20 protein-coding genes and 3 tRNA genes are annotated in these 19743 nt (G+C 56.2%); 18 read left to right on the top strand and 5 right to left on the bottom strand.

The features are described from left to right. The 3 genes from cgtA to rplU form a co-directional block, all read right to left on the bottom strand. Positions 1 to 1092, bottom strand: coding sequence for an Obg family GTPase CgtA (gene cgtA, locus SCL_RS04495; protein WP_096360116.1), 1092 nt, complete (start codon positions 1090 to 1092; stop codon positions 1 to 3). 161 nt (positions 1093 to 1253) lie between these two features. Next, on the bottom strand, positions 1254 to 1511 hold the full coding sequence (rpmA, locus tag SCL_RS04490) for a 50S ribosomal protein L27 (protein WP_096360115.1): 258 nt from the start codon (positions 1509 to 1511) through the stop codon (positions 1254 to 1256). Between the two features lie 19 nt (positions 1512 to 1530). Beyond that, complete coding sequence (gene rplU, locus SCL_RS04485) at positions 1531 to 1839, bottom strand: 50S ribosomal protein L21 (RefSeq protein ID WP_096360114.1); 309 nt, start codon at positions 1837 to 1839, stop codon at positions 1531 to 1533. 162 nt (positions 1840 to 2001) lie between these two features. On the opposite strand from rplU, the gene ispB reads away from it, so the two are divergent. The 9 genes from ispB to SCL_RS04435 all read left to right on the top strand — a co-directional run bounded on the left by ispB (position 2002) and on the right by SCL_RS04435 (position 12473). Further along, complete coding sequence (gene ispB, locus SCL_RS04480) at positions 2002 to 2970, top strand: octaprenyl diphosphate synthase (RefSeq protein WP_096360113.1); 969 nt, start codon at positions 2002 to 2004, stop codon at positions 2968 to 2970. Between the two features lie 20 nt (positions 2971 to 2990). Further along, positions 2991 to 3067, top strand: a tRNA-Pro gene (locus SCL_RS04475). Between the two features lie 97 nt (positions 3068 to 3164). Next, complete coding sequence (locus SCL_RS14550; RefSeq protein ID WP_420823630.1) at positions 3165 to 3392, top strand: PP0621 family protein; 228 nt, start codon at positions 3165 to 3167, stop codon at positions 3390 to 3392. Between the two features lie 144 nt (positions 3393 to 3536). Then, positions 3537 to 5207, top strand: a complete 1671-nt coding sequence (locus SCL_RS04465) for a sensor histidine kinase (RefSeq protein WP_172425922.1) — start codon at positions 3537 to 3539, stop codon at positions 5205 to 5207. Beyond that, complete coding sequence (locus SCL_RS04460; RefSeq protein ID WP_096360110.1) at positions 5204 to 6577, top strand: sigma-54-dependent transcriptional regulator; 1374 nt, start codon at positions 5204 to 5206, stop codon at positions 6575 to 6577. Before SCL_RS04465 ends, SCL_RS04460 begins: the two co-directional genes overlap by 4 nt. Positions 6578 to 6965: 388 nt before the next feature. Continuing rightward, positions 6966 to 7400, top strand: a complete 435-nt coding sequence (locus SCL_RS14470) for a pilin (RefSeq protein WP_096360108.1) — start codon at positions 6966 to 6968, stop codon at positions 7398 to 7400. 173 nt (positions 7401 to 7573) lie between these two features. Continuing rightward, positions 7574 to 9529: a tetratricopeptide repeat protein gene (locus SCL_RS04445; protein ID WP_096360107.1), complete on the top strand. Its 1956-nt coding sequence runs from the start codon at positions 7574 to 7576 to the stop codon at positions 9527 to 9529. Positions 9530 to 9533: 4 nt separating this feature from the next. Further along, entirely contained in the window at positions 9534 to 11444 is a 1911-nt protein-coding gene (locus SCL_RS04440) for a hypothetical protein (protein ID WP_096360106.1), read from the top strand. A gap of 168 nt (positions 11445 to 11612) precedes the next feature. Continuing rightward, positions 11613 to 12473, top strand: coding sequence for a glycosyltransferase family 2 protein (locus tag SCL_RS04435; protein ID WP_096360105.1), 861 nt, complete (start codon positions 11613 to 11615; stop codon positions 12471 to 12473). Positions 12474 to 12490: 17 nt separating this feature from the next. Here the strand turns inward: SCL_RS04435 and SCL_RS04430 are convergent, their stop codons facing one another. Both SCL_RS04430 and SCL_RS04425 read right to left on the bottom strand, forming a co-directional pair. After that, positions 12491 to 13426, bottom strand: a complete 936-nt coding sequence (locus SCL_RS04430; RefSeq protein ID WP_148664979.1) for a hypothetical protein — start codon at positions 13424 to 13426, stop codon at positions 12491 to 12493. Positions 13427 to 13434: 8 nt separating this feature from the next. Beyond that, complete coding sequence (locus SCL_RS04425; RefSeq protein WP_096360103.1) at positions 13435 to 14034, bottom strand: class I SAM-dependent methyltransferase; 600 nt, start codon at positions 14032 to 14034, stop codon at positions 13435 to 13437. A gap of 149 nt (positions 14035 to 14183) precedes the next feature. Here SCL_RS04425 and SCL_RS04420 point away from each other — a divergent pair, with 149 nt between their 5' ends. The 9 genes from SCL_RS04420 to SCL_RS04380 all read left to right on the top strand — a co-directional run bounded on the left by SCL_RS04420 (position 14184) and on the right by SCL_RS04380 (position 19725). Next, entirely contained in the window at positions 14184 to 16115 is a 1932-nt protein-coding gene (locus SCL_RS04420; RefSeq protein WP_172425921.1) for an O-antigen ligase family protein, read from the top strand. A 156-nt stretch (positions 16116 to 16271) separates the two neighbouring features. Continuing rightward, positions 16272 to 16347: transfer RNA gene (locus SCL_RS04415), tRNA-Ala, on the top strand. A gap of 94 nt (positions 16348 to 16441) precedes the next feature. Next, a tRNA-Arg gene (locus SCL_RS04410) sits at positions 16442 to 16517 on the top strand. A gap of 46 nt (positions 16518 to 16563) precedes the next feature. Beyond that, entirely contained in the window at positions 16564 to 17175 is a 612-nt protein-coding gene (ccmA, locus tag SCL_RS04405; RefSeq protein WP_096360101.1) for a cytochrome c biogenesis heme-transporting ATPase CcmA, read from the top strand. 22 nt (positions 17176 to 17197) lie between these two features. After that, positions 17198 to 17854, top strand: a complete 657-nt coding sequence (gene ccmB / locus SCL_RS04400; protein WP_096361837.1) for a heme exporter protein CcmB — start codon at positions 17198 to 17200, stop codon at positions 17852 to 17854. Between the two features lie 2 nt (positions 17855 to 17856). Then, positions 17857 to 18585 (top strand): heme ABC transporter permease, encoded by a 729-nt coding sequence (locus SCL_RS04395; RefSeq protein WP_096360100.1) that lies wholly within the window; start codon positions 17857 to 17859, stop codon positions 18583 to 18585. After that, positions 18582 to 18752: a heme exporter protein CcmD gene (gene ccmD / locus SCL_RS04390; protein WP_096360099.1), complete on the top strand. Its 171-nt coding sequence runs from the start codon at positions 18582 to 18584 to the stop codon at positions 18750 to 18752. The genes SCL_RS04395 and ccmD overlap by 4 nt, the downstream gene beginning before the upstream one ends. Continuing rightward, positions 18749 to 19207 (top strand): cytochrome c maturation protein CcmE, encoded by a 459-nt coding sequence (gene ccmE / locus SCL_RS04385; RefSeq protein ID WP_096360098.1) that lies wholly within the window; start codon positions 18749 to 18751, stop codon positions 19205 to 19207. The genes ccmD and ccmE overlap by 4 nt, the downstream gene beginning before the upstream one ends. Further along, the gene (locus SCL_RS04380; protein WP_096360097.1) at positions 19204 to 19725 is read left to right on the top strand and encodes a DsbE family thiol:disulfide interchange protein; all 522 of its coding nucleotides are present in this window, start codon (positions 19204 to 19206) and stop codon (positions 19723 to 19725) included. The genes ccmE and SCL_RS04380 overlap by 4 nt, the downstream gene beginning before the upstream one ends. The last annotated feature ends 18 nt before the right edge of the window (positions 19726 to 19743 follow it).

Below are 19743 nucleotides of genomic sequence, written 5' to 3'. Positions count from 1 at the left end.
TCATTGCTCGTCGTGTTTGGCGGTTTTCTTGTTGAGCTGCTCCAGGCGCCGCATCAGGTCCAGGGTCAATTCACGGCAGCCTTCGCCACGGATGGCGGAGATTCTATACACCGGCCGCTTCCATTTCAGCTTTCTGAGAAGACGGCCGGCGATCTCCTCGCGTTCCGTCTCGGGAAGCAGGTCAATTTTGTTCAGCACCAGCCAGCGTTCGCGCTTGGCGAGCGGCGGGGTCGCTCCCGACTTCCTGTCTCCCGCGACACTTGTGTGTCCCTGCACATCGCTGAATTTTTTCAGCTCCGCCTCGATGGCCTTGATCCCCGCCGCCGGGTCGGCGTCCGGTTCCAGCGGCGCCATGTCGACCAGGTGCAACAGGATGCGCGTGCGTGACAGATGCCGCAGGAACTGATGCCCGAGGCCCGCGCCCTCGGAGGCGCCTTCGATGAGTCCGGGAATGTCGGCCACCACGAAACTGCGATGTTCGCCGACGCGCACCACGCCCAGGTGCGGATGCAGGGTGGTAAAAGGATAATCCGCCACCTTGGGGCGCGCGTCCGAGACCGCGCGCAGGAATGTGGATTTGCCGGCGTTAGGCATGCCGAGCAAGCCGACGTCGGCCAGCACCTGCAACTCGAGCGCGAGCGCGCGCTGTTCACCGGGCTTGCCGGGCGTGGTGCGCCGCGGGGTACGATTCGTGCTCGACTTGAAACGCGTGTTCCCGAGACCGCCCTTGCCGCCATGCGCCACCAGCAGCGACTCGCCGTGGCGGGTGATCTCGCCGATCAGTTCCTCGGCCTCCGCATCCGTTACGCGCGTGCCGAGAGGGACCTGGATATAAAGATCCTTGCCGGTTTTGCCGGTGCAATTGGACCCTCCGCCCTTGGTGCCGTTCTCGGCGCGAAACACGCGGGTGTGCCGGAAATCGGCGAGCGTATTGAGGCCCTCCTGTCCGACCAAATAGACGCTGCCACCATGGCCACCGTCGCCGCCGTCCGGCCCCCCGCGCGGGATGAATTTCTCGCGCCGGAACGACAGTGCGCCGTTGCCGCCGGCACCGGCGACGATACGTATCGTGGCTTCATCAACGAATTTCATAAGTTAAAGATTGTAAACCGCCAAGCCGCCAAGGACGCCAAGAGAAACGGAATTATTGGATAAAACTTGGCGCTCTTGGCGCCTTGGCGGTTCAAAATCATAAAAATAAAAAACCCCGCCGTGTTGCCAGGGCGGGGTTTTTCGGTACGCGCGTAAGCGGGTCAGCCCGGGACGATGCTTACCGTTCTGCGGTTCCGCGGGCCCTTGATATCGAACTGCACCCGGCCGTTGATCTTGGCGAAAAGCGTGTCGTCCTTGCCGATACCGACGTTCACGCCGGGGTGAAATTCGGTGCCGCGCTGACGCACCAGAATGTTGCCCGCCAGAACCTGTTCGCCGGCATAACGCTTGACGCCGAGGCGCTGCGCGTGGGAATCGCGACCGTTGCGTGAACTGCCGCCTGCTTTTTTGTGTGCCATGGAAGAATCTCTCTGTTGCTTACTTGATGCCGGTAATTTCCAGTTCCGTGTAGTACTGACGGTGACCCTGGGTCTTGCGATAGTGCTTGCGCCGGCGCATCTTGAAGATCTTGATCTTGTCCGCGCGCCCGTGGCTCTTCACCTTGGCCGTGACACTGGCGCCTGCCAGCACCGGATTGCCGACGCGCGCGCCCTGATCGTCGCTCACCATCAGCACCGGGTTGAGATCGACCGTCTGGCCTTCGGCGGCCTCCAGTTTTTCCACCCGGATGACGTCGCCCGGCGCGACCCGGTATTGCTTGCCGCCGTTTTGAATGACTGCATACATGATGAATTCAGCTCCTGCCTGGCCCCTGGGCCGGAAAATGCGGAAAAAGCCCGCTAAAAGGCCGGCAATTTTAACGATTGTGCCGCATCAGGTCAAACGTCTTGACGGACCCAGACCCACCCCCTAGCATGCCGGCCCGGACCTTACCTACCCTTCATTTTCATGGATTACGAAGCCATCAAGGCCCTGGTTCGGGACGATCTGCGGGCCGTGGACCGCGAGATCGAAACCCGGCTCCAGTCCGATGTCGCCCTCATCAACCAGATGGGCTCCTATATCGTCCACAGCGGCGGCAAACGGCTGCGGCCGGTGCTGGTACTGCTGGGCAGCCGGGCCTTCGGCTACCAGGGCGATGCCCACATCCGTTTGGCCGCCATCATCGAGTTCATCCACACCGCCACCCTGCTGCACGACGACGTGGTCGATGCCTCGGAGTTGCGTCGCGGGCACACCACCGCCAACACCATCTGGGGCAACGAGGCCAGCGTGCTGGTCGGCGATTTCCTGTATTCGCGCGCCTTCGAGATGATGGTCGAGGTCGGCAGCATGCGCGTGATGCAGATCCTGGCCCATACCACCAACACCATCGCCAAGGGCGAGGTCATGCAGCTGCTCAATTGCCACGACCCGGAAACCACCGAAGAGCGCTACATCGAGGTCATCCGCAACAAGACCGCCAAATTGTTCCAGGCGGGCGCACAGCTCGCGGCCGTCATCAGCGGGCAAAACCAGCAGATCGAGGAGGACATGGCATCCTACGGGATGCATCTCGGCACCGCGTTTCAGCTGGTGGACGATGCCCTCGACTATGGCCGGGACAATCACGACCTGGGGAAAAACATCGGCGATGACCTGGCCGAGGGCAAGCCTACCCTGCCGCTCATCTATACCTTGCGCCAGGGAAACAACCGCCAGCGTGAACTGATCCGCACCGCCATCGAGGAAGGCGGCCTGGCCCAGATGGAAGAGGTCATGGACGCCATTGAATCAACGGGTTCCATCACGTACACTGCGCGCCGGGCTGAAGACGAGGCCTCCCGGGCCACGGCAGCCCTGGCCGCCATACCGGATTCGCCCTACAAACAAGCGCTTCTCGATCTGGCCCATTTTTCCGTCCACCGTAGTTATTAGGTAGGTATCGTCAGTACCAACGGGGTGTAGCGCAGCCTGGTAGCGCACTTGCTTCGGGAGCAAGGGGCCGGAGGTTCAAATCCTCTCACCCCGACCAAGTTTCAAGAAATCAACTGCCAAAACGCCAAGTTCCCGATAAGACTCATCTTGGCGCGCCGACAACCCGGTGGCCTGGTTTCTTCTTCAAAGAGAACATGGGTCAGCTTCTTCGCCTCATCATCATCCTGATCGGCCTGTGGCTGGTCCTGACAATCATCAAACGCGCACTGGCATCTCTCCAAAAACCGGCGCCAGATAAACCGGCCGTGACCAAAATGGTAGCCTGCGCCCATTGCGGGATGCATATCCCTGAATCCGAGGCGGTTCGGGACGGTAACAGGCATTATTGCAGTGAGGAGCATCGGAGGAAAATGCACACCTGACTGTCTTTGAGGGCTCATGACAGCCTCAGATATCCTTTATCCCCGCTTTCAACCCCGCCAGCACGCGAAATTCCAGCAAAAATATAAACTGACAAATTTTGCCACCCCCCGGAATCTGTGCTATTTCCATAGGGTATGACAGCTATGGAAAGCTCCCTTCCCCGTGCGGGACAGAGCCGGGCGGAAGGTCGGGCCACGGTTGACGCCCAGAACTGGAAGCTTCTTAAGTACTTCAATTTCTACCGACTGGCAATTGCGCTGGCTGCATCAGGCATTGCTCTTTCCGTCGGAAAATTCTCGCCTTTTGGCGAGGCCCATCCCGGCTTGTTTCTCAGCACCAGCGTGGTCTACGCCATCATAAGCCTGACGGCGGCCTTTTCCATCCATTGGCAGAAACCCGACTACGACAGCCAGGCGGCGCTGCTCTCATTCGCGGATGTCACGCTGCTCACGATCGTCATGCATGCCAGCGGCGGGCTCACCAGTGGCATGGGGTTGATGCTGGTGGTGGCCATCGCCGGTACCAGCCTGATGCTCGGCAAGCGCCTGACGATCTTTTATGCCTCGCTCGCCACCATCGCCGTACTGCTGGAACACTCGTGGAGCTGGCTGACTGGCGTGGACGCAGCGGAGACCGAAATGCTGCAGGGTTTTCCCCAGGTAGGCCTGTTCGGAGTCGGCCTCTATGCCACGGCCTTTTTCGGGTATCTGCTCGCCACACGCCTGCGCGCCACTGAGGAACTGGCCCAGCGCCGCGGTGTGGACGTCGCCAATCTCACACAACTCAATGAACTCGTCATCCAGCGTATGCAATCCGGGGTCGTCATCTGCGACGCGCAGGGAAACATACGCCTGATCAACCAGTCGGCGCAGAAATATCTCGGCATTCACAACGAGACCGAGAAAAAATCCCCGCTCAACGAAATCTCGCCGGAACTGGCCATCCAGCTGTTCCAGTGGCTGGGCAACAGTGCTGTGAATCGGGGACGGAAGGTATTCACCTCGCGCGTGGGATATTCGCTGCTGCCCCGTTTCATCTCCCTGGGCGATGACAAAAACGCCGTCAAGCTGATTTTCCTCGAGGACATGTCGATCCTGAAGCAGCAAGCCCAGCAGCTGAAAATGGCGGCACTGGCGCGACTGACCGCCAGTATCGCGCATGAAATCCGCAATCCGCTCGGCGCGCTGACCAACGCCGCACAGCTTCTCGGCGAAACCATGGACACCGAAAACGACGAGGAAAAACGTCTCGTCAAGATCATCGATGAACAAAGCAAACGCATGAACGTCATCGTGCAGAATGTCACACAGCTCAGCCGGCGCGACCGAATCAATCCGATCCGGCTGGAACTCGAACCGTGGCTGCAGGATTTCCTGCGACAGTACGGCGACACCGTTTCCGTGGCACACGAAGCCTTCGTCATGCAGGGCATTCAGGGGCTGTCGGCATGCGTGGACCCGGATCAGCTTTACCAGGTCATCTCCAACCTGTGCCAGAACGCCTTGCGCCACAGCCCGCCCTTCACCGGCACACCGCTGATCAAATTCCAGGGCAGCCGGGACGGCGAAGACCGGCCCGTGCTGGATGTCATCGACTGGGGCGCCGGTATCAACCCTGACATCGTGGACAACATTTTCGATCCCTTCTTCACGACCACACCCAAAGGAACCGGGCTCGGCCTGTATATCGCGCGCGAATTGTGCGAGGGCAATGGGGCGGCGTTGAATTACCATCCCGGCGAGGGCGGAGTCGGCAGCCGTTTCCGTATTACCTTCCTGCGCGCCGAGGATTGCGCCGAACTGGGAACGCTATGAACAAGCCGAAAAACCAGATTCTGATCGTTGACGACGAACCGGACATTCGCGAAGTTCTCGAATTGACGCTGGGGCGCATGAATCTCGAAACGCGTTCGGCCTCGAACCTCGAGGAGGCGCGTCATCTGATCGAGGATTACAAATTCGATCTGTGCCTGACCGACATGCGACTGCCGGACGGCAACGGCATCGAGCTGGTGCGCCACATTCAGGACAAGCACCCTTACCTGCCGGTAGCGGTCATCACCGCCTTCGGCAACATGGAAACCGCCGTGGCCGCGCTCAAGGCCGGCGCCTTCGATTTCGTCTCCAAACCCCTCGATCTCAACGACCTGCGCAACATCGTGCGCGCCGCCCTGCGCGTGGGACAGGCGCCGGTGGCAAAAACAGCTGTCAGCAGCGGCGAGGCCCCGGAAACCGGAACCGGCGCCAGGAAAATGCTGGGCCAGTCCGCCGCGGTCGAAAAAGTACGGGCCATGATCGAGCGGCTCGCCCGCGGACAGGCACCGGTCTATATCGCCGGCGAGTCCGGCACCGGCAAGGAACTGGCGGCGCGCCTGATTCATGAGCTGGGTCCACGCGCGGACAAGCCTTTCGTGCCGGTCAATTGCGGGGCCATCCCCGAAAGTCTCATGGAAAGTGAATTTTTCGGTCACAAGAAAGGCAGCTTCACCGGCGCGGTGACGGACAAGGACGGTCTGTTCAAGGCCGCCGACGGCGGCACGCTGTTTCTCGACGAGGTCGGCGACCTGCCCCTGTCCATGCAGGTCAAGCTGCTGCGCGCGATTCAGGAAAAATCCGTCCGTCCCGTGGGCGCGCAGAGCGAGATCAAGGTGGACGTGCGCATCCTCTCGGCCACCCACAAAAACCTGCACGACCTGGTGGCGCAGGGAAAATTCCGCCAGGACCTGTACTACCGGCTGAATGTCATCGAACTCATGATCCCGCCGTTGCGCGATCGCGTCGAGGATATCCCGCTGCTGGCGGAAGCCTTGTGCCGCAAGTTATCCGACAACATGGGCATGAAACCACCGCGCCTGACGACGGACGCGGCCGAGGCCTTGCAGCGCTACAGCTTCGCCGGCAACGTGCGCGAACTGGAAAATACCCTCGAGCGCGCCCTGACCCTGTGCAACGGCACGGAAATCACGGCGCAGGATTTGCAGCTTCATGTAGCCGTGGACGAAAGTGAGGCGGAGACCGTCATGGGCGGCAAGGAATCGCTGGATGACTATCTCGAACGGATCGAGCGCGCCACGATCGAAAAGGCCCTGGCCCAGACCCAGCAGAACAAGACCGCCGCCGCCAAGCTCCTCGGGATCAGCTTCCGCGCCCTGCGCTACAAGCTGGAGAAGCTCGGAATCGAATAAAGACTGACGTTTGCCGGCAGTGTCGCCCAAAAGCGGCAAATTATCTTGCAAAAACAGGGGGTAGAAATCTGTAAGAGGAGATGATAGCTTAAAATTCCCTTTTGATTTCAATGGGTCAGGACACCCTACCCATCGATCGCCGAAGAGCGGTCGCTGGCATAAAACCTGCAGCATTTACAGGTCGAAAAGTAGTGAAGATGGGCAGGGTTTCGACTGAATTGACTTCGGAAGGGGCTCTGCTAAGTAGGTACGTTGAGGATGTCACGGAAAGCATCGGCCTGGCAGGGAGCCGGGGCCCCATGCTCGCAGACGGTCCCCGTTTAAGGATAAACAGGGCCGGTTATTTCCGGGGCACCCTCGCAACAATTATCCAATTGGAGGTTCTTTTATGAAAAAGTTGCAACAGGGTTTCACACTCATCGAACTGATGATCGTAGTCGCAATCATCGGCATTCTGGCCGCCATCGCGGTACCGGCGTATCAGGATTACACCATTCGTTCTCGTGTATCGGAAGCGGCGAGTCTGTCCGGCGCGGTGAGAACCGCCATCGACGTGGCCTTTAGTGAAGGTTTCGATCTGGGCTCCATTCCGACAACGCCCGAGTCGCTGAACATATCTGCTTCAACCAGCTATAAGAGCAAATATGTCTCGAAGGTTGCCTATACCGCCAACGGCACCATAACCGTCACCCTCAAAAACACAGTAAACGAATTAGGCACGGCTAAGGGCGGCACAGTTATTTATGGTCCTACCAACCAAGGCGGAAACCTTTCCTGGACTGTTACGGGTTCAGTACCAACCAAATATCGTCCCAAGAACTAAGCCTAGGTTCGGCAAACAAACAAGGGCGGCGCAAGCCGCCCTTGTTTTTTATGTTATTGAAACCAGGGCAGAATTCCTCTATTCCTTAACATTGAGGATTTACTGATGACCCTGCAACGAGGCTCGCGGTGTCCAAACCCAGGAACGGTTCTCGCAATAAGGCTTCTGTAAGGATGCGGCCAGGAAAATTTTTTGTATCCATAATTCCTCTCTCGCTGCTGCTCGTCTTGTCGACACTGGTCTACTGGCCGGGAATCTCCGGCCCCTGGATTTTTGACGACTACACCAATCTGCTGGATAACAGCTACGTCAAGATTCAGTCTCTGAATACCGAAGCACTTTACCAGGCCGCCTATTCCCTGGAAGCCGGGCCGCTACAACGCCCCATTGCGATGCTCAGCTTCGCGCTGAACTATTACTTTGCCGGCAGCTTTGCGGATTCAACACCTTTCAAACTGACAAATCTTGCGATCCACGCGATTAATGGCGTGCTACTTTTTTGGATGCTGCGCCTGGTCTTTGCGCGTTTAACAAAAATTCAGTCCGGCCGCGGGTTATATCGGTACTTGACCAGAAAAAACGTTAACCTGCTGGCCGCCGCCGTCGCACTTCTTTGGCTGGTGCACCCGATTCAGCTGACCAGCGTATTGTATGTAGTGCAGCGCATGACCGAGCTGTCCGCGCTGTTTACGCTGCTCGGCCTGGTCTTCTATCTCAAGGGACGCCAGCGCATGGTCTCAGGACAATCCGGCGGCATCGGCTGGATTCTGTTCGGGTTGATTGTCTGGGGATGGCTGGGAATGCTCAGCAAAGAAAATACCGTCCTGCTGCCGGTGTTCATGCTTGTATTCGAATTTGTGCTGTATCCGAACGAACGGCCCTGGCAGGGCTTGTCGCAAAAAACAAAATATGCAATTTTGGCGGGAGCCGTCTTGTGTTCCGTCCTGATACTGCTGATGGCAATACACTACAGCCTTCCCTATTACGCCAACCGGCATTTCAGCATGCACGAGAGGGTGTTGACCGAGGCACGCGTACTATTCTTTTATATTTACCTGATCCTGATCCCCAGGATCGACCTGTTTGGACACCAGCATGACGACATCGCCATCTCGCATTCCCTTTTCGATCCATGGACAACCTTTTCTTCCATCGCTGGCATAGCAATTCTGCTCTTTGTTGCGGTGGTAGCACGTAGGAAACAGCCGCTGCTCAGCCTGGGAATACTCTGGTTTTTTGCCGGGCATTTGCTGGAATCGACCATTCTTCATCTGGAAATCGCGCATGAACACCGTAACTATCTTCCATCTCTGGGTATCCTGTTTGTGCTCATTCATCTCATTGGCCACATCAGCAGCAAGCTAAAAAACCGCAAATGGTGGGCACTCGTGCCACTGCTGGGGCTGGTTTTTGCCGGGACGACGTACGCCCGCGCTACGCAGTGGTCTGATTACAAGAATTTCAGCCGATACGAGGCTTTGCATCATCCAGATTCCGCACGCATTCAGGCCAGTCTGAGCCTGCTGATGGAAAACCAGGGCCATTACGAACAGGCCTTGCAAGCGATGCGGCGCGCCTGGGAACTACAACCTTTTGAAACGGGATTCCGGCTGCACATGCACTTGCTCGCGGCGAACAATGGTAAACGACTGGATCCCGAGGAAGAGGCGATAACCGCAAAATTGCTGGTGTCAGAACCCATGACACCCAGCGCTTACATCGCCTTTTATAATATTACAGCCTGCCTTCTGACCACCTGCCGTTCGCTTCAGATTCCAGTAGAAACATGGACATATAAGATACTGACTGAACGCACTGACATCACAGACAAATCATTTTATTACTACATACTGGGCATATCGTTGATTGGCCAAAACCGCGTTCATGAAGCCATCGACGTATTACGCCAATCTTATTTCGCAGATCCGAAGTTTCTTCATCCCTTAATCGCCCTGGGAAGAGTGTTTATCCAGCTGGAGCAAGTTGAGGTAGCAGAACGCATATTGGTTGAGCTGAACAACGCCAATCAGCATAACCCTCACCCCAAAAAAATTGAGGCACAAGAACTCGCCGCGGCGCTGGATAATCTGAAGAAACAACTTCCACCACAGCAGACTTCCCGGAAATAAAAATATGCAGCCGGGGAAAAAATGCAGCGGCCATGAAATGGCACAACTGATTTCTCATGCCACTGTCATTCTTTCCCTGATTTTTCTGCTGATTCTGGCATATTTTCCCGGTCTGCACGGTCCTTACGTCCTGGATGACGAGCCGAACATCACCTCGGTCAAGGCCATCGCCCTCAAGGAAATCACCCGGGACGGCATACAACAAGCCATGTGGAGCAATGACAGCGGCCCGCTCAAGCGCCCGCTGGCGGCGCTGAGCTTCGCTTTGAATCATTACTTCGCCGGTGGCTTTGACAACACGTTCCCGTTCAAACTGACGAATGTAGTGATACATATCATCAATTCCATTCTTGTCTATTTCCTGGCGCTCCGGCTCATGCACAGCCCGGCACTGATTGCCGGACTGGGCGATAAACAAAAACTCCAGGTTGCCGGGCTGGCTGCCACGCTGTGGGCATTACATCCCATCCAGTTGACGAACGTGCTCTATGTAGTGCAACGGATGAACAGCCTCTCCGCCCTGTTTGTCATTCTCGGACTGATTGCCTACATCCATGGCCGAGAAAAGCTCGAGAAGTCAGAACCGGCCGGATTCATGCTGATGGGTGCCGGTCTGGTCATCGGCACACTCCTCGGACTCGGAGCCAAGGAAAACGCCGCCCTTTTGCCTCTATTCGCATTTGTCATCGAGGTCACCCTCTATCGGTCCAATTCCCTTAATAGACCTGTCCGGAAAAGGCTGGCGATATTCCATTTTTGTCTGGTCCTTGTGCCGGTAGCGATGTTTATCGGTTATCTGGCCACTCATCCTGATTTCGTGATGCACACCTATGCTCAGCGAAACTTTTCCCTTTCCGAACGCCTGTTAACCGAGGCGCGCGTTCTGTGGTTTTATCTCAGCCTTATCCTTGTACCCAGCACGCATCGGCTCGGTCTGTTTCATGACGACATCTCACTGAGCACCAGTCTGCTGGACCCGGTCAGCACGCTTCCTGCCGTCGCGGGAATATGCGCGGCGGCGGCATTCGCCTTGATCTTACGCCGCAAATACCCGCTTGCCGCTTTTGCCATCCTCTGGTTTCTGGTGGGGCATAGCCTGGAATCGAGCATCTTCGGACTCGAAATTGCGTTTGAACATCGCAATTACCTCCCAAGCCTGGGAATTATTTTTGCTGCCACTTATACCATTGTCCATTTTCTGCAAAAAACAACCGGAAACAGCAAGGTCATAACAGGTTTTGCTGTTGTCATAATCATGGTATTCGGTTTCGGTACCTGGAGCCTGGCTGGAACGTGGAAGGATTTCTACACGCTCGCGGAACATTGCGTCACCAACCACCCGAATTCACCCAGGGCGAATAATCTCGCGGCGCATGCAAGCATTCTGGAAAAGAACGATGCCATTGCCGCCGTTCGATACATATTAAATGGCATCCATGCCGCCCCCCATGAAGCCGGTTTTCGCATGGACCTGCAACTGCTCCTCGCGCAATTCTCGCTGAAGGTTACTTCTGCCGTCGCTGCGTCAGGTGCATCTGCCGATGACAAGCCGGTTCTGGTAGCGGGCATGCCTGATTCCATCAAGGTTTCAAGCAATGGTGGCATTATTAATTATTACCACGAATCATCAAATGATGAGGTCATCAAAACGCTGCTGAAAGAACGGCCCATTACCGCCCACACGATCATGACCCTGAACAATCTCTTTACCTGCGTAATCAGCAATACGGCGTATTGTCGGCCGCTTGCCGGAAATGTCCTGGAATGGCATGTGATAGCAGCTAAAAACACCATGACAACCGACTCCTATCACCGACTGATTCTGTCCAATACCGCGCGGCTGTACGCCGAGTCGGGAGATTTTCAGCGAGCCATCGGTTCCATTACTACCCGCACAGATACGCGTACCCGGTAAAAACCAATAACCATCACGTGCTGGCGTTTAAGGATCTTCATAATCAAGCCATGGGGGGAGCAGAACCGTTGGCGCTGACAAATTTTATTCGCCCAGACGCCGCGTTGCCCGGTTGATGCTATGATTTTATATAAGTGAATAACTGATACGGATCAACAAAACAACAGAATGCAGAACAAGCTGTCCATCATCATACCGGCAAAGAACGAGGAAGCTGGACTCGCCAAGATCCTGCCGAAGTTGCGCACATTATTCACCGACGCGGAAATCATCGTTGTTGACGACGGCTCGACCGATGGCACAGCTGATCTGTGCAGATCACAGCAAGTGACGGTAGTTTCTCACCCATACAGCAAGGGAAACGGAGCGGCTGTCAAGACTGGCGCGCGCGCCGCCACTGGCAACGTCCTGGTGTTTATGGATGCTGACAGTCAGCACAACCCTGACGACATCCAGACTCTGCTCTCGAGGCTGGATCAAGGCTATGACATGGTGGTGGGCGCCCGCAGCGGAGGATCACAGGCCAATATCGGACGCTGGTGGGCCAACAGTCTCTATAACCGTCTTGCCAGCTGGATGGTCAATCAGAACGTGGAAGACCTGACTTCCGGATTTCGCGCCGTCAAGGCTGATAAATTCCGCGAGTTTATCCATCTGTTACCGAACGGTTTCTCCTATCCCACGACAATCACCATGTCATTTTTTCGTGCGGGCTATTCCGTAGCCTACGTTCCCATCCATGCCAGCAAGCGCAGAGGTGCCAGCCATATTCAGCCTATACGGGATGGCGTTCGTTTCTTTCTGATTATTTTCAAAATTGGCGCGCTGTATTCGCCGATGAAGTTATTCGTTCCCATCAGTTTTTCATTCTTTCTGACCGGGCTTTTTTATTACATCTATACCTTTGTAACTTCAGGACGGTTTACCAACATGAGCGCCCTGCTGTTCAGCGTTTCAGTGCTGATATTTCTTATTGGGCTTGTCTCCGAACAGATTACGATGCTGCTCTACAGCGGAAAGGAAAAGTAATCCTGCTGGTCAGCCAATCATCGATGCTGCACTGGTCGCTTGCCGGACCTCAATAACAGCAACCCACCCATCAATATTCCATCTGCGACAGTGCTCCATGCTCGCGTCAAAATTGATATCGATAAAGCGTTATCCAGGCTCATATAAGGCAGCAGAAGCCAGGTCATCACAGACTCTCTGACCCCCAGACCCGCCGGCGCGAAGAAAGCCAGTATCCCTGCAAGATGTGCTGCCGTGATGATGCCAACCGCCGACAGCGCTGTAATGCCAATTCCTGGAATCAGGGTGTGGAGCAACAAGAAAAACCCGGCCCCGGCGGATATATGGGCAAGATGATATCCGAGAAACATGAGGCCCGTGTTCTGGAGAGACAAAACAGCGATGTCTTTATGATCTCCGGGCGTCATTATTTTTTCCAACAGATAAAACGCCGTTTTAATCAGGTATGGAGCTGATATCAAAATAACACCGACCAGCAAGATAACCTGCATCACCGATATATCGATAGAAATCAGTTTGGCAACGACAGATGAGCCAAGGGTAAGCAAGACAATACTAAAACCGCTGCTTATGAATAATAAATGTTCATACAAAACCGAAGAGGCCAGAGCCGCTCCGGGCAGGCCGATTTCCTTTCCCAGCAGCACCTTTCCAAGCAACATGCCGACCTTTCCAGGCATGTATCGTCCCAGCCAGGACAGGATTTGAATTTTTAATACTGCTTTCAATGAAGGTTTTTTTTTAACCAGCAACTCCAAAAGCCAACGCCACAGCAACGCCATCAAGACAACCAGGCCAACCATGCCCAGCATGCTTGTGAGAATACCGGTAATCGAATAGGTAAAATTCTCCAGAAGTCCTGTTTGCCATTGTTTCCACAAGGAGAACAGGAAATAGACAATGACGCCCCCCGCAAAGAGGGAGCTGAGCACCAAACCAAATCTGGATTTCATGAAAGCCACTATGCCGGTTTCAGCAGCAAAATGGTCCAGGGCAGGGGCTTTCGCATGTCCACAATCCTGAACCGGGGTGAAACAAAATCGCGCAGCCCTCTGGATGACCAATGTTGAATATGACCCGGCGTATTCCCAAGACTTCCAAGGTACTTCCCGCGCGCCATGTTCAATATCCTCCAGATGGGCTCGCGTGGGACCGAAATAACCACATATTTTTTCGATACCCTGGCAAGTTCCTGCAGCGCCGCTTGAGGATTTTCCAGATGCTCCAGCACTTCAAGGCAAATCAGAATATCAAAGGCATGATCCGGCCTGTCCAGACTATAAATGGATTCCTGGCGGACATTAACTCCGGGATTTCTTGCAGCAGCCCTGGAAACCAGATCACCGCGATACTCGGACGCTTCAAGCCGGACTCCGGATCCCAGCAAATTTGCGATTCTTTGTGTCGAAAAACCCTCGCCGGCACCAATCTCCAGCACGGTGGTGATATCCGTGCCGCACTGTTCAATGAGCTCGCTGAATTGGGAAAAAAAGCGGTTTACAAGAAACCGGCCAATCATGCCACTCTTGGTGTATTTGTCCCTGAAGTTTTCGTCTTCCATTGAAGGTGCGTAATTTTAAGTATGGTCTACCATATATCTAGCAGATTGATGCAGTGGCGGCCGCGTGCATCAAAAAATAACGCTCGGGCGCGCCAAACCACCCTCATACCAAAGCATAGCGCATAAAATTCAGGCACATGAAGAAACACATGAAGGACAAGATTCCTGATGTCGTCTTCAAATCAGCGCCTGTGGCATTTTTTTTCTGTTCACTTGTTTTGCTGCTATTCATTCATGAGCTGAGGCTGGTGTACCTGGCCATGGCGCTGGTGATGCTCCTCCTCTGGACCGCCATGATCGTCATGCAAGGATACGCAGGCGGCATCCGCATACCCAGATCGCCTTTAACGCTAAGCCTGACCCTGCTATGGATATGGCTGGCGGTATCGGTCTGCTGGAGCCGGGTTCCGTGGATCAGCACGGTGTATTTCTGGTGGATAGGAATCCTGCCTCTTGTGTTCTGGACCAGCGTCCTTTCGCGGGATCATGAGCGGATATGGCGTCATGTGTCAAAAATAATAATGTTTATCGGCTTTTCTCTGGCCATGACAGCTATATATCAGTTTTTCTTTGCGGGCACTGAACCAAAATCCGTTTTTGTCACGCGTAACACCCACGCGGCAATCCTGAATCTCATTGCGATTCCGGCCGCAGGATATTTTCTGCTTGCCGCAGCAAGGAACAAACACATCAGCGGATTTACATTGGCATTTGCGGGCTTTCTTTTTTGCCTGTTTTTTTCTGTCTTCCTCACGGCAAGTCGCGGCGCCACTTTAAGCCTGATTGCGTGCATGACATTGCTGTTGCTCGTTTCACGCAAACATTCACCAAAAAACAGCTTGCTCATGCTGTCATGCGTCCTGGCTGGCGCCCTGTTGCTGGCCAATATCGTGTCACAGGGCGAAGGAATAGCGCGCATAGGGTTAACGCCGGGAAATAACACTCGAGCCATTATCTGGACGCGCGCCTGGGATATGCTTATGGAGTCTCCCTGGCTGGGTATTGGCCTGGGGAATTTCCGCTTTGTTTGGCCACCTTACCGACATCCCCTGGACTCGAGCGCCGGTTTTTTCGTTCACAACGATTACTTGCAGATATGGATTGAGGCTGGATTGCCGGCGCTGCTCCTTCTGGTCACAGTTCTTGCATCCGTCCTGTGGATGTTGATAACAAAACTTCGTTCGGCCAGTCTTGGCCCGAAAGCAAGAATCGAATTAATCGCCTTGTTTGGCGGGCTGCTGGCGATCGCCTTGCATACATTTGTCGATTTTAATTTTTATATCCCCTCCATACTGTTGATCGCCGGTGCAATCCTGGCCAGGTTCCATCATCTGGCCGCGCGGCAAAATCCCGCCGGCTATCTTAACTTCCAGCCTGCGAAGTTTGTTGGTAAAAGATTTTATGTGAGCATCATATTGATGGTCATGCTTATACCCTTATCCTACTTTGTCCGTCTGAGCGCGGGTGATCTATTGTCGGAAAAGGCATTGGAACATTCCACCCGTGGCGAACTGCAAGAGGCGAATGAAGCATTTGGGCTCGCGGCAAGATTTACCCCTTCTGATGACAGGATTTTCGTTGCGCGTGCCAATCTGTTCCGGCATGGCCTCACGCAACTCCCGGCTTCGGATCTTCGCGCCAGAACGGCTGTGTATAAAGATGCTCTGCGATTCCTCGATCAGGCCGAGCAGCTGAACCCCTTGCGCTGGAACATCTCCGTTGTCCGGGGGTTGATTTATCAGAATAATCCCGAACTGGCGGGTAACGGATGGCGGGATCTGGCTTATCAGGAATACAGTCATGCACTCAAGCTCAATCCGAAACTTTATAAAACCCGGGTTGAGTATGCGAAAATGCTGATGGCCGAGAAAAAAACGGCTGCGGCGGTTCAGGTGCTCGAGGGAGGCATTCCATACTACTATGATGATAATCCCGAGCTTCCGGGCTATTATGCCCAGCTCTCAAAAATCTACCGCGACATGGGCCGGAACGACGAAGCGAATCAATATTTCCTGAAACTGATAGAGCTGGAAATCAGGCTAAAGTCAGGCAAATCTCCGGTGGGCACATATGGCCAATAACGCTGCAAATGCCAATATCTTTCTAAATCAAGTGGAGTGGCATACAATCCTGCCGCCTCAACGGCAGGCAGGGATTTACAGCGTGGTCGAATTTTTTCTCGCTATCGCTTATTTCCCTGAAAGACTTGAGTAAGACTGACAGCTTATTTCTAAAACGGGGCGGTAGCTCAGCTGGGAGAGCGCTGCGTTCGCAATGCAGAGGTCGAGGGTTCGATCCCCTTCCGCTCCACCAATCCCGAAATGGCCGGAATTACCGGCCATTTTCATTTATGGCCCGGCATGCCGCCGGGCGGTTTTGTCCCGTCCTGCTGCTAGAATAGCGGCGGGCCCCGGTAGCTCAGTGGATAGAGCGGCCGCCTCCTAAGCGGCAGGTCGCCGGTTCAACTCCGGCCTGGGGCACCAAGTTCAAAGATTGATGTATCTTCAACCTGTCCGGGGGAGGACGTCTTTGCTGGAAGCAGTCGATCTGGAATGCGTCCGCGGCGACCGGCCGCTGTTCAGCCGCCTGTCCTTCTCGCTCAAGCCGGGAGAGCTGATGCACGTGACCGGCGTCAACGGCAGCGGCAAGACCACCCTGTTGCGCACGCTCTGCGGCTTGACGCGCGCCCACGCCGGCGAGATTCGCTGGCTCGGCAACGCCATCCACAAACTCGGCGACGACTATCGCGCCCAGCTCGCCTACATCGGGCATGCCAACGGTATCCAGGGCGACCTGACGCCGGTCGAAAATCTCCACGTGGCTACCAGCCTGAGCGGCGACGCGGACCATGCGCGCATCGGAACGACGCTGGAGCGTCTCGGTCTCGCCGCGTATCACCACTTCCCTTCCAAAATTCTGTCGCAGGGCCAGAAGCGCCGGCTCGCGCTCGCGCGTCTGCTGGTTGAACACAAGCCGCTGTGGATTCTGGACGAACCCTTGAGCGGGCTCGACGTGGATTCGGTGGCCCTGATGACAAACATACTGATCGAGCATCTTTCCCAAGGAGGAATGATCGTCATCACCTCGCACCAGGAAATTGACGTCGATACCAAATCCATTCTGCATATCCGGGTCACCTAGCGTGCCGAAATTACTGCAAGCCATTGCCCGCCTGTTCTGGCGCGACCTGACGGTTGCCATGCGCCGCAGCACGGACATCCTGACACCGCTGGTTTTTTTCGTGATCGTGGTCAGCCTTTTTCCGTTGGGTCTCGGACCCGAGCCTGCGGTGCTGCGCACCATCGCACCCGGCGTCATCTGGGTCGCGGCGCTGCTTGCGACCATGCTTTCGCTCAACCGGCTGTTCGCCAACGACCACGCGGACGGCACCCTGGAGCAGATGGCGCTGGCGCCCTATCCGCTGGCGTTGCTGGCACTGACCAAGATCGCGGCCCACTGGACGCTCACCGGCCTGCCGCTGGTGCTGATCTCGCCCCTGCTGGCGGTGCAGATGCACCTGCCGGAATCCGCCATCGGCACGCTCGTGCTGTCGCTGCTGCTGGGGACACCGATCCTGAGCCTGCTCGGCGCGGTCGGCGCGGCGCTGACACTGGGCTTGCGCGGCGGCGGCGTGCTGGTTTCGCTGCTGGTATTGCCGTTGTATACTCCGATCCTGATTTTCGGCGCCGGCAGCGTGGCGGGAGTCATTGCCGGCATCGATACCGGAGCGCATTTTTCCCTGCTGGGAGCCTTTCTCGCGCTGGCCCTGACCTTCGCGCCCTGGGCCGCCGCGGCGGCATTGCGCGTATCTTTGGACTAAGCATGCATAAATACGCCTCACCCAAATTCTTCTATTCCCTCGCCGGACAACTGATCCCGTGGACCGCCGCCGTCACTGCGGTGCTGCTGCTGGCGGGTCTTTACCTGGGCCTGTTCGTCGCCCCGGCGGATTACCAGCAGGGGGAAAGCTACCGCATCATGTTCATCCACGTGCCGGCGGCCTGGATGTCCATGTTCATCTACGTGCTCATGGCCGGCGCCGGCGCGGTGGCGCTGGTGTGGAACATCAAGCTGGCGGAAATTTTCGCCAGCAGCTGCGCGCCCATCGGCGCCTCGTTCACCTTCCTCGCGCTCGCCACCGGTTCGCTCTGGGGCAAACCGATGTGGGGTGCCTGGTGGGTCTGGGACGCGCGCCTGACCTCGGAACTTATCCTGTTTTTCCTGTACATAGGCTACATGGCACTGCAGGCCAGCATTGACGACCCCCGCCGTGCGGCGCGTGCCGCCGCCATCCTGGCGCTGGTAGGCGTGGTCAACATTCCCGTGATCCATTTCTCCGTGGAGTGGTGGAACACCCTGCACCAGCCGGCCTCGGTGAGCAAGGTCGGCACGCCTTCGATTCATCCAAGCATGATCGCGCCCCTGCTGCTGATGGCCTTCGCCTTCACCTTCTATTTTGTCGCCGTGGCGCTGCTGCGCATGCGCAACGAAATCCTGGAGCGCGAGCGTCATACCGGCTGGGTCGCCGATATGCTGGAGTCCAAACCATGAACTGGACGGAATTCTTTGCCATGGGCGGCTATGGCCTGTACGTATGGAGTTCCTACGGACTGGCCGCGCTGATCCTGATTCTGAACCTCTACCTGCCGTTGCGCCGCCGCCAAGCGGTGCGGCGCCAGCTGCGTGAATTCATGCGCCTCAAGGAACAAACCCGATGAAGACAAGACACAAGCGGCTGGCCATAATCGTTTCCGGCGTCGTCGGACTGACGGTCGCCACCCTGTTGGTGCTGAATGCCTTCAACAAGAACCTGGTGTTCTTTCATTCGCCCACGGAAATTCTGGAAGGCAAGGTCAGCATTGCTCCCGGCCAAACCATCCGCATCGGCGGGCTGGTGGAGCAGGGATCGGTGAAGCGCTCCGCTGACGGACTGAAAGTGGACTTCATCATCACCGACCTCAACAAGAAACTGCCGGTGCACTACGAAGGCCTGCTGCCCGATCTGTTCCGCGAGGGCCAGGGCGTGGTGGCGCAGGGCCGCTTGCAGGACGGAAACCGGTTTGTGGCAAGTGAAGTGCTCGCCAAGCACGACGAAAAATACATGCCGCCGGAAGCGGCGCAGGCCCTGCAGGGCGGGTCGTACGCGGCTGGCAAAGAAATGAAAAAGCCATGAAAAAGTATGTCGTCCCGCTGGTTATCTTCGTGGCACTGGGCCTGCTGCTCGCCTACGGTCTCAATCTCGACCCGCGCAGAATTCCTTCGCCACTGATCGGGAAATCCCTGCCGGCCTTTTCACTCGCCACGGTCACCGATCCCGCACGCAAGGTCGGACGCGACGATCTGCTCGGACGCGCCTATCTGCTCAACGTCTGGGCCTCGTGGTGTGTCGCCTGCCGCCAGGAACATCCCTATCTTAATGAACTCACCGGGCGCAAGGCCGTGACCATTATCGGGCTCAACTACAAAGACAAGCGCGAGGATGCGCTCGGGTGGCTCGGCAGCCTCGGCAACCCTTACGAGCTGAGCCTCATGGACAACGACGGACGGCTGGGGATCGATCTCGGCGTCTATGGCGTGCCGGAAACCTTCGTCATCGACAAACAGGGCGTGATCCGCTACAAGCAGATCGGCCCGATCACGCCGGAAGTATGGGAGCAGAAGCTGGCACCGCTGATCAAGGAATTGTCCTAGCCCCGACCTTCCCCGGGA

This window comes from Sulfuricaulis limicola (genome assembly GCF_002355735.1).
GTDB classification, from domain to species: domain Bacteria; phylum Pseudomonadota; class Gammaproteobacteria; order Acidiferrobacterales; family Sulfurifustaceae; genus Sulfuricaulis; species Sulfuricaulis limicola.
This window is presented reverse-complemented; position numbering and strand designations above follow the sequence as displayed.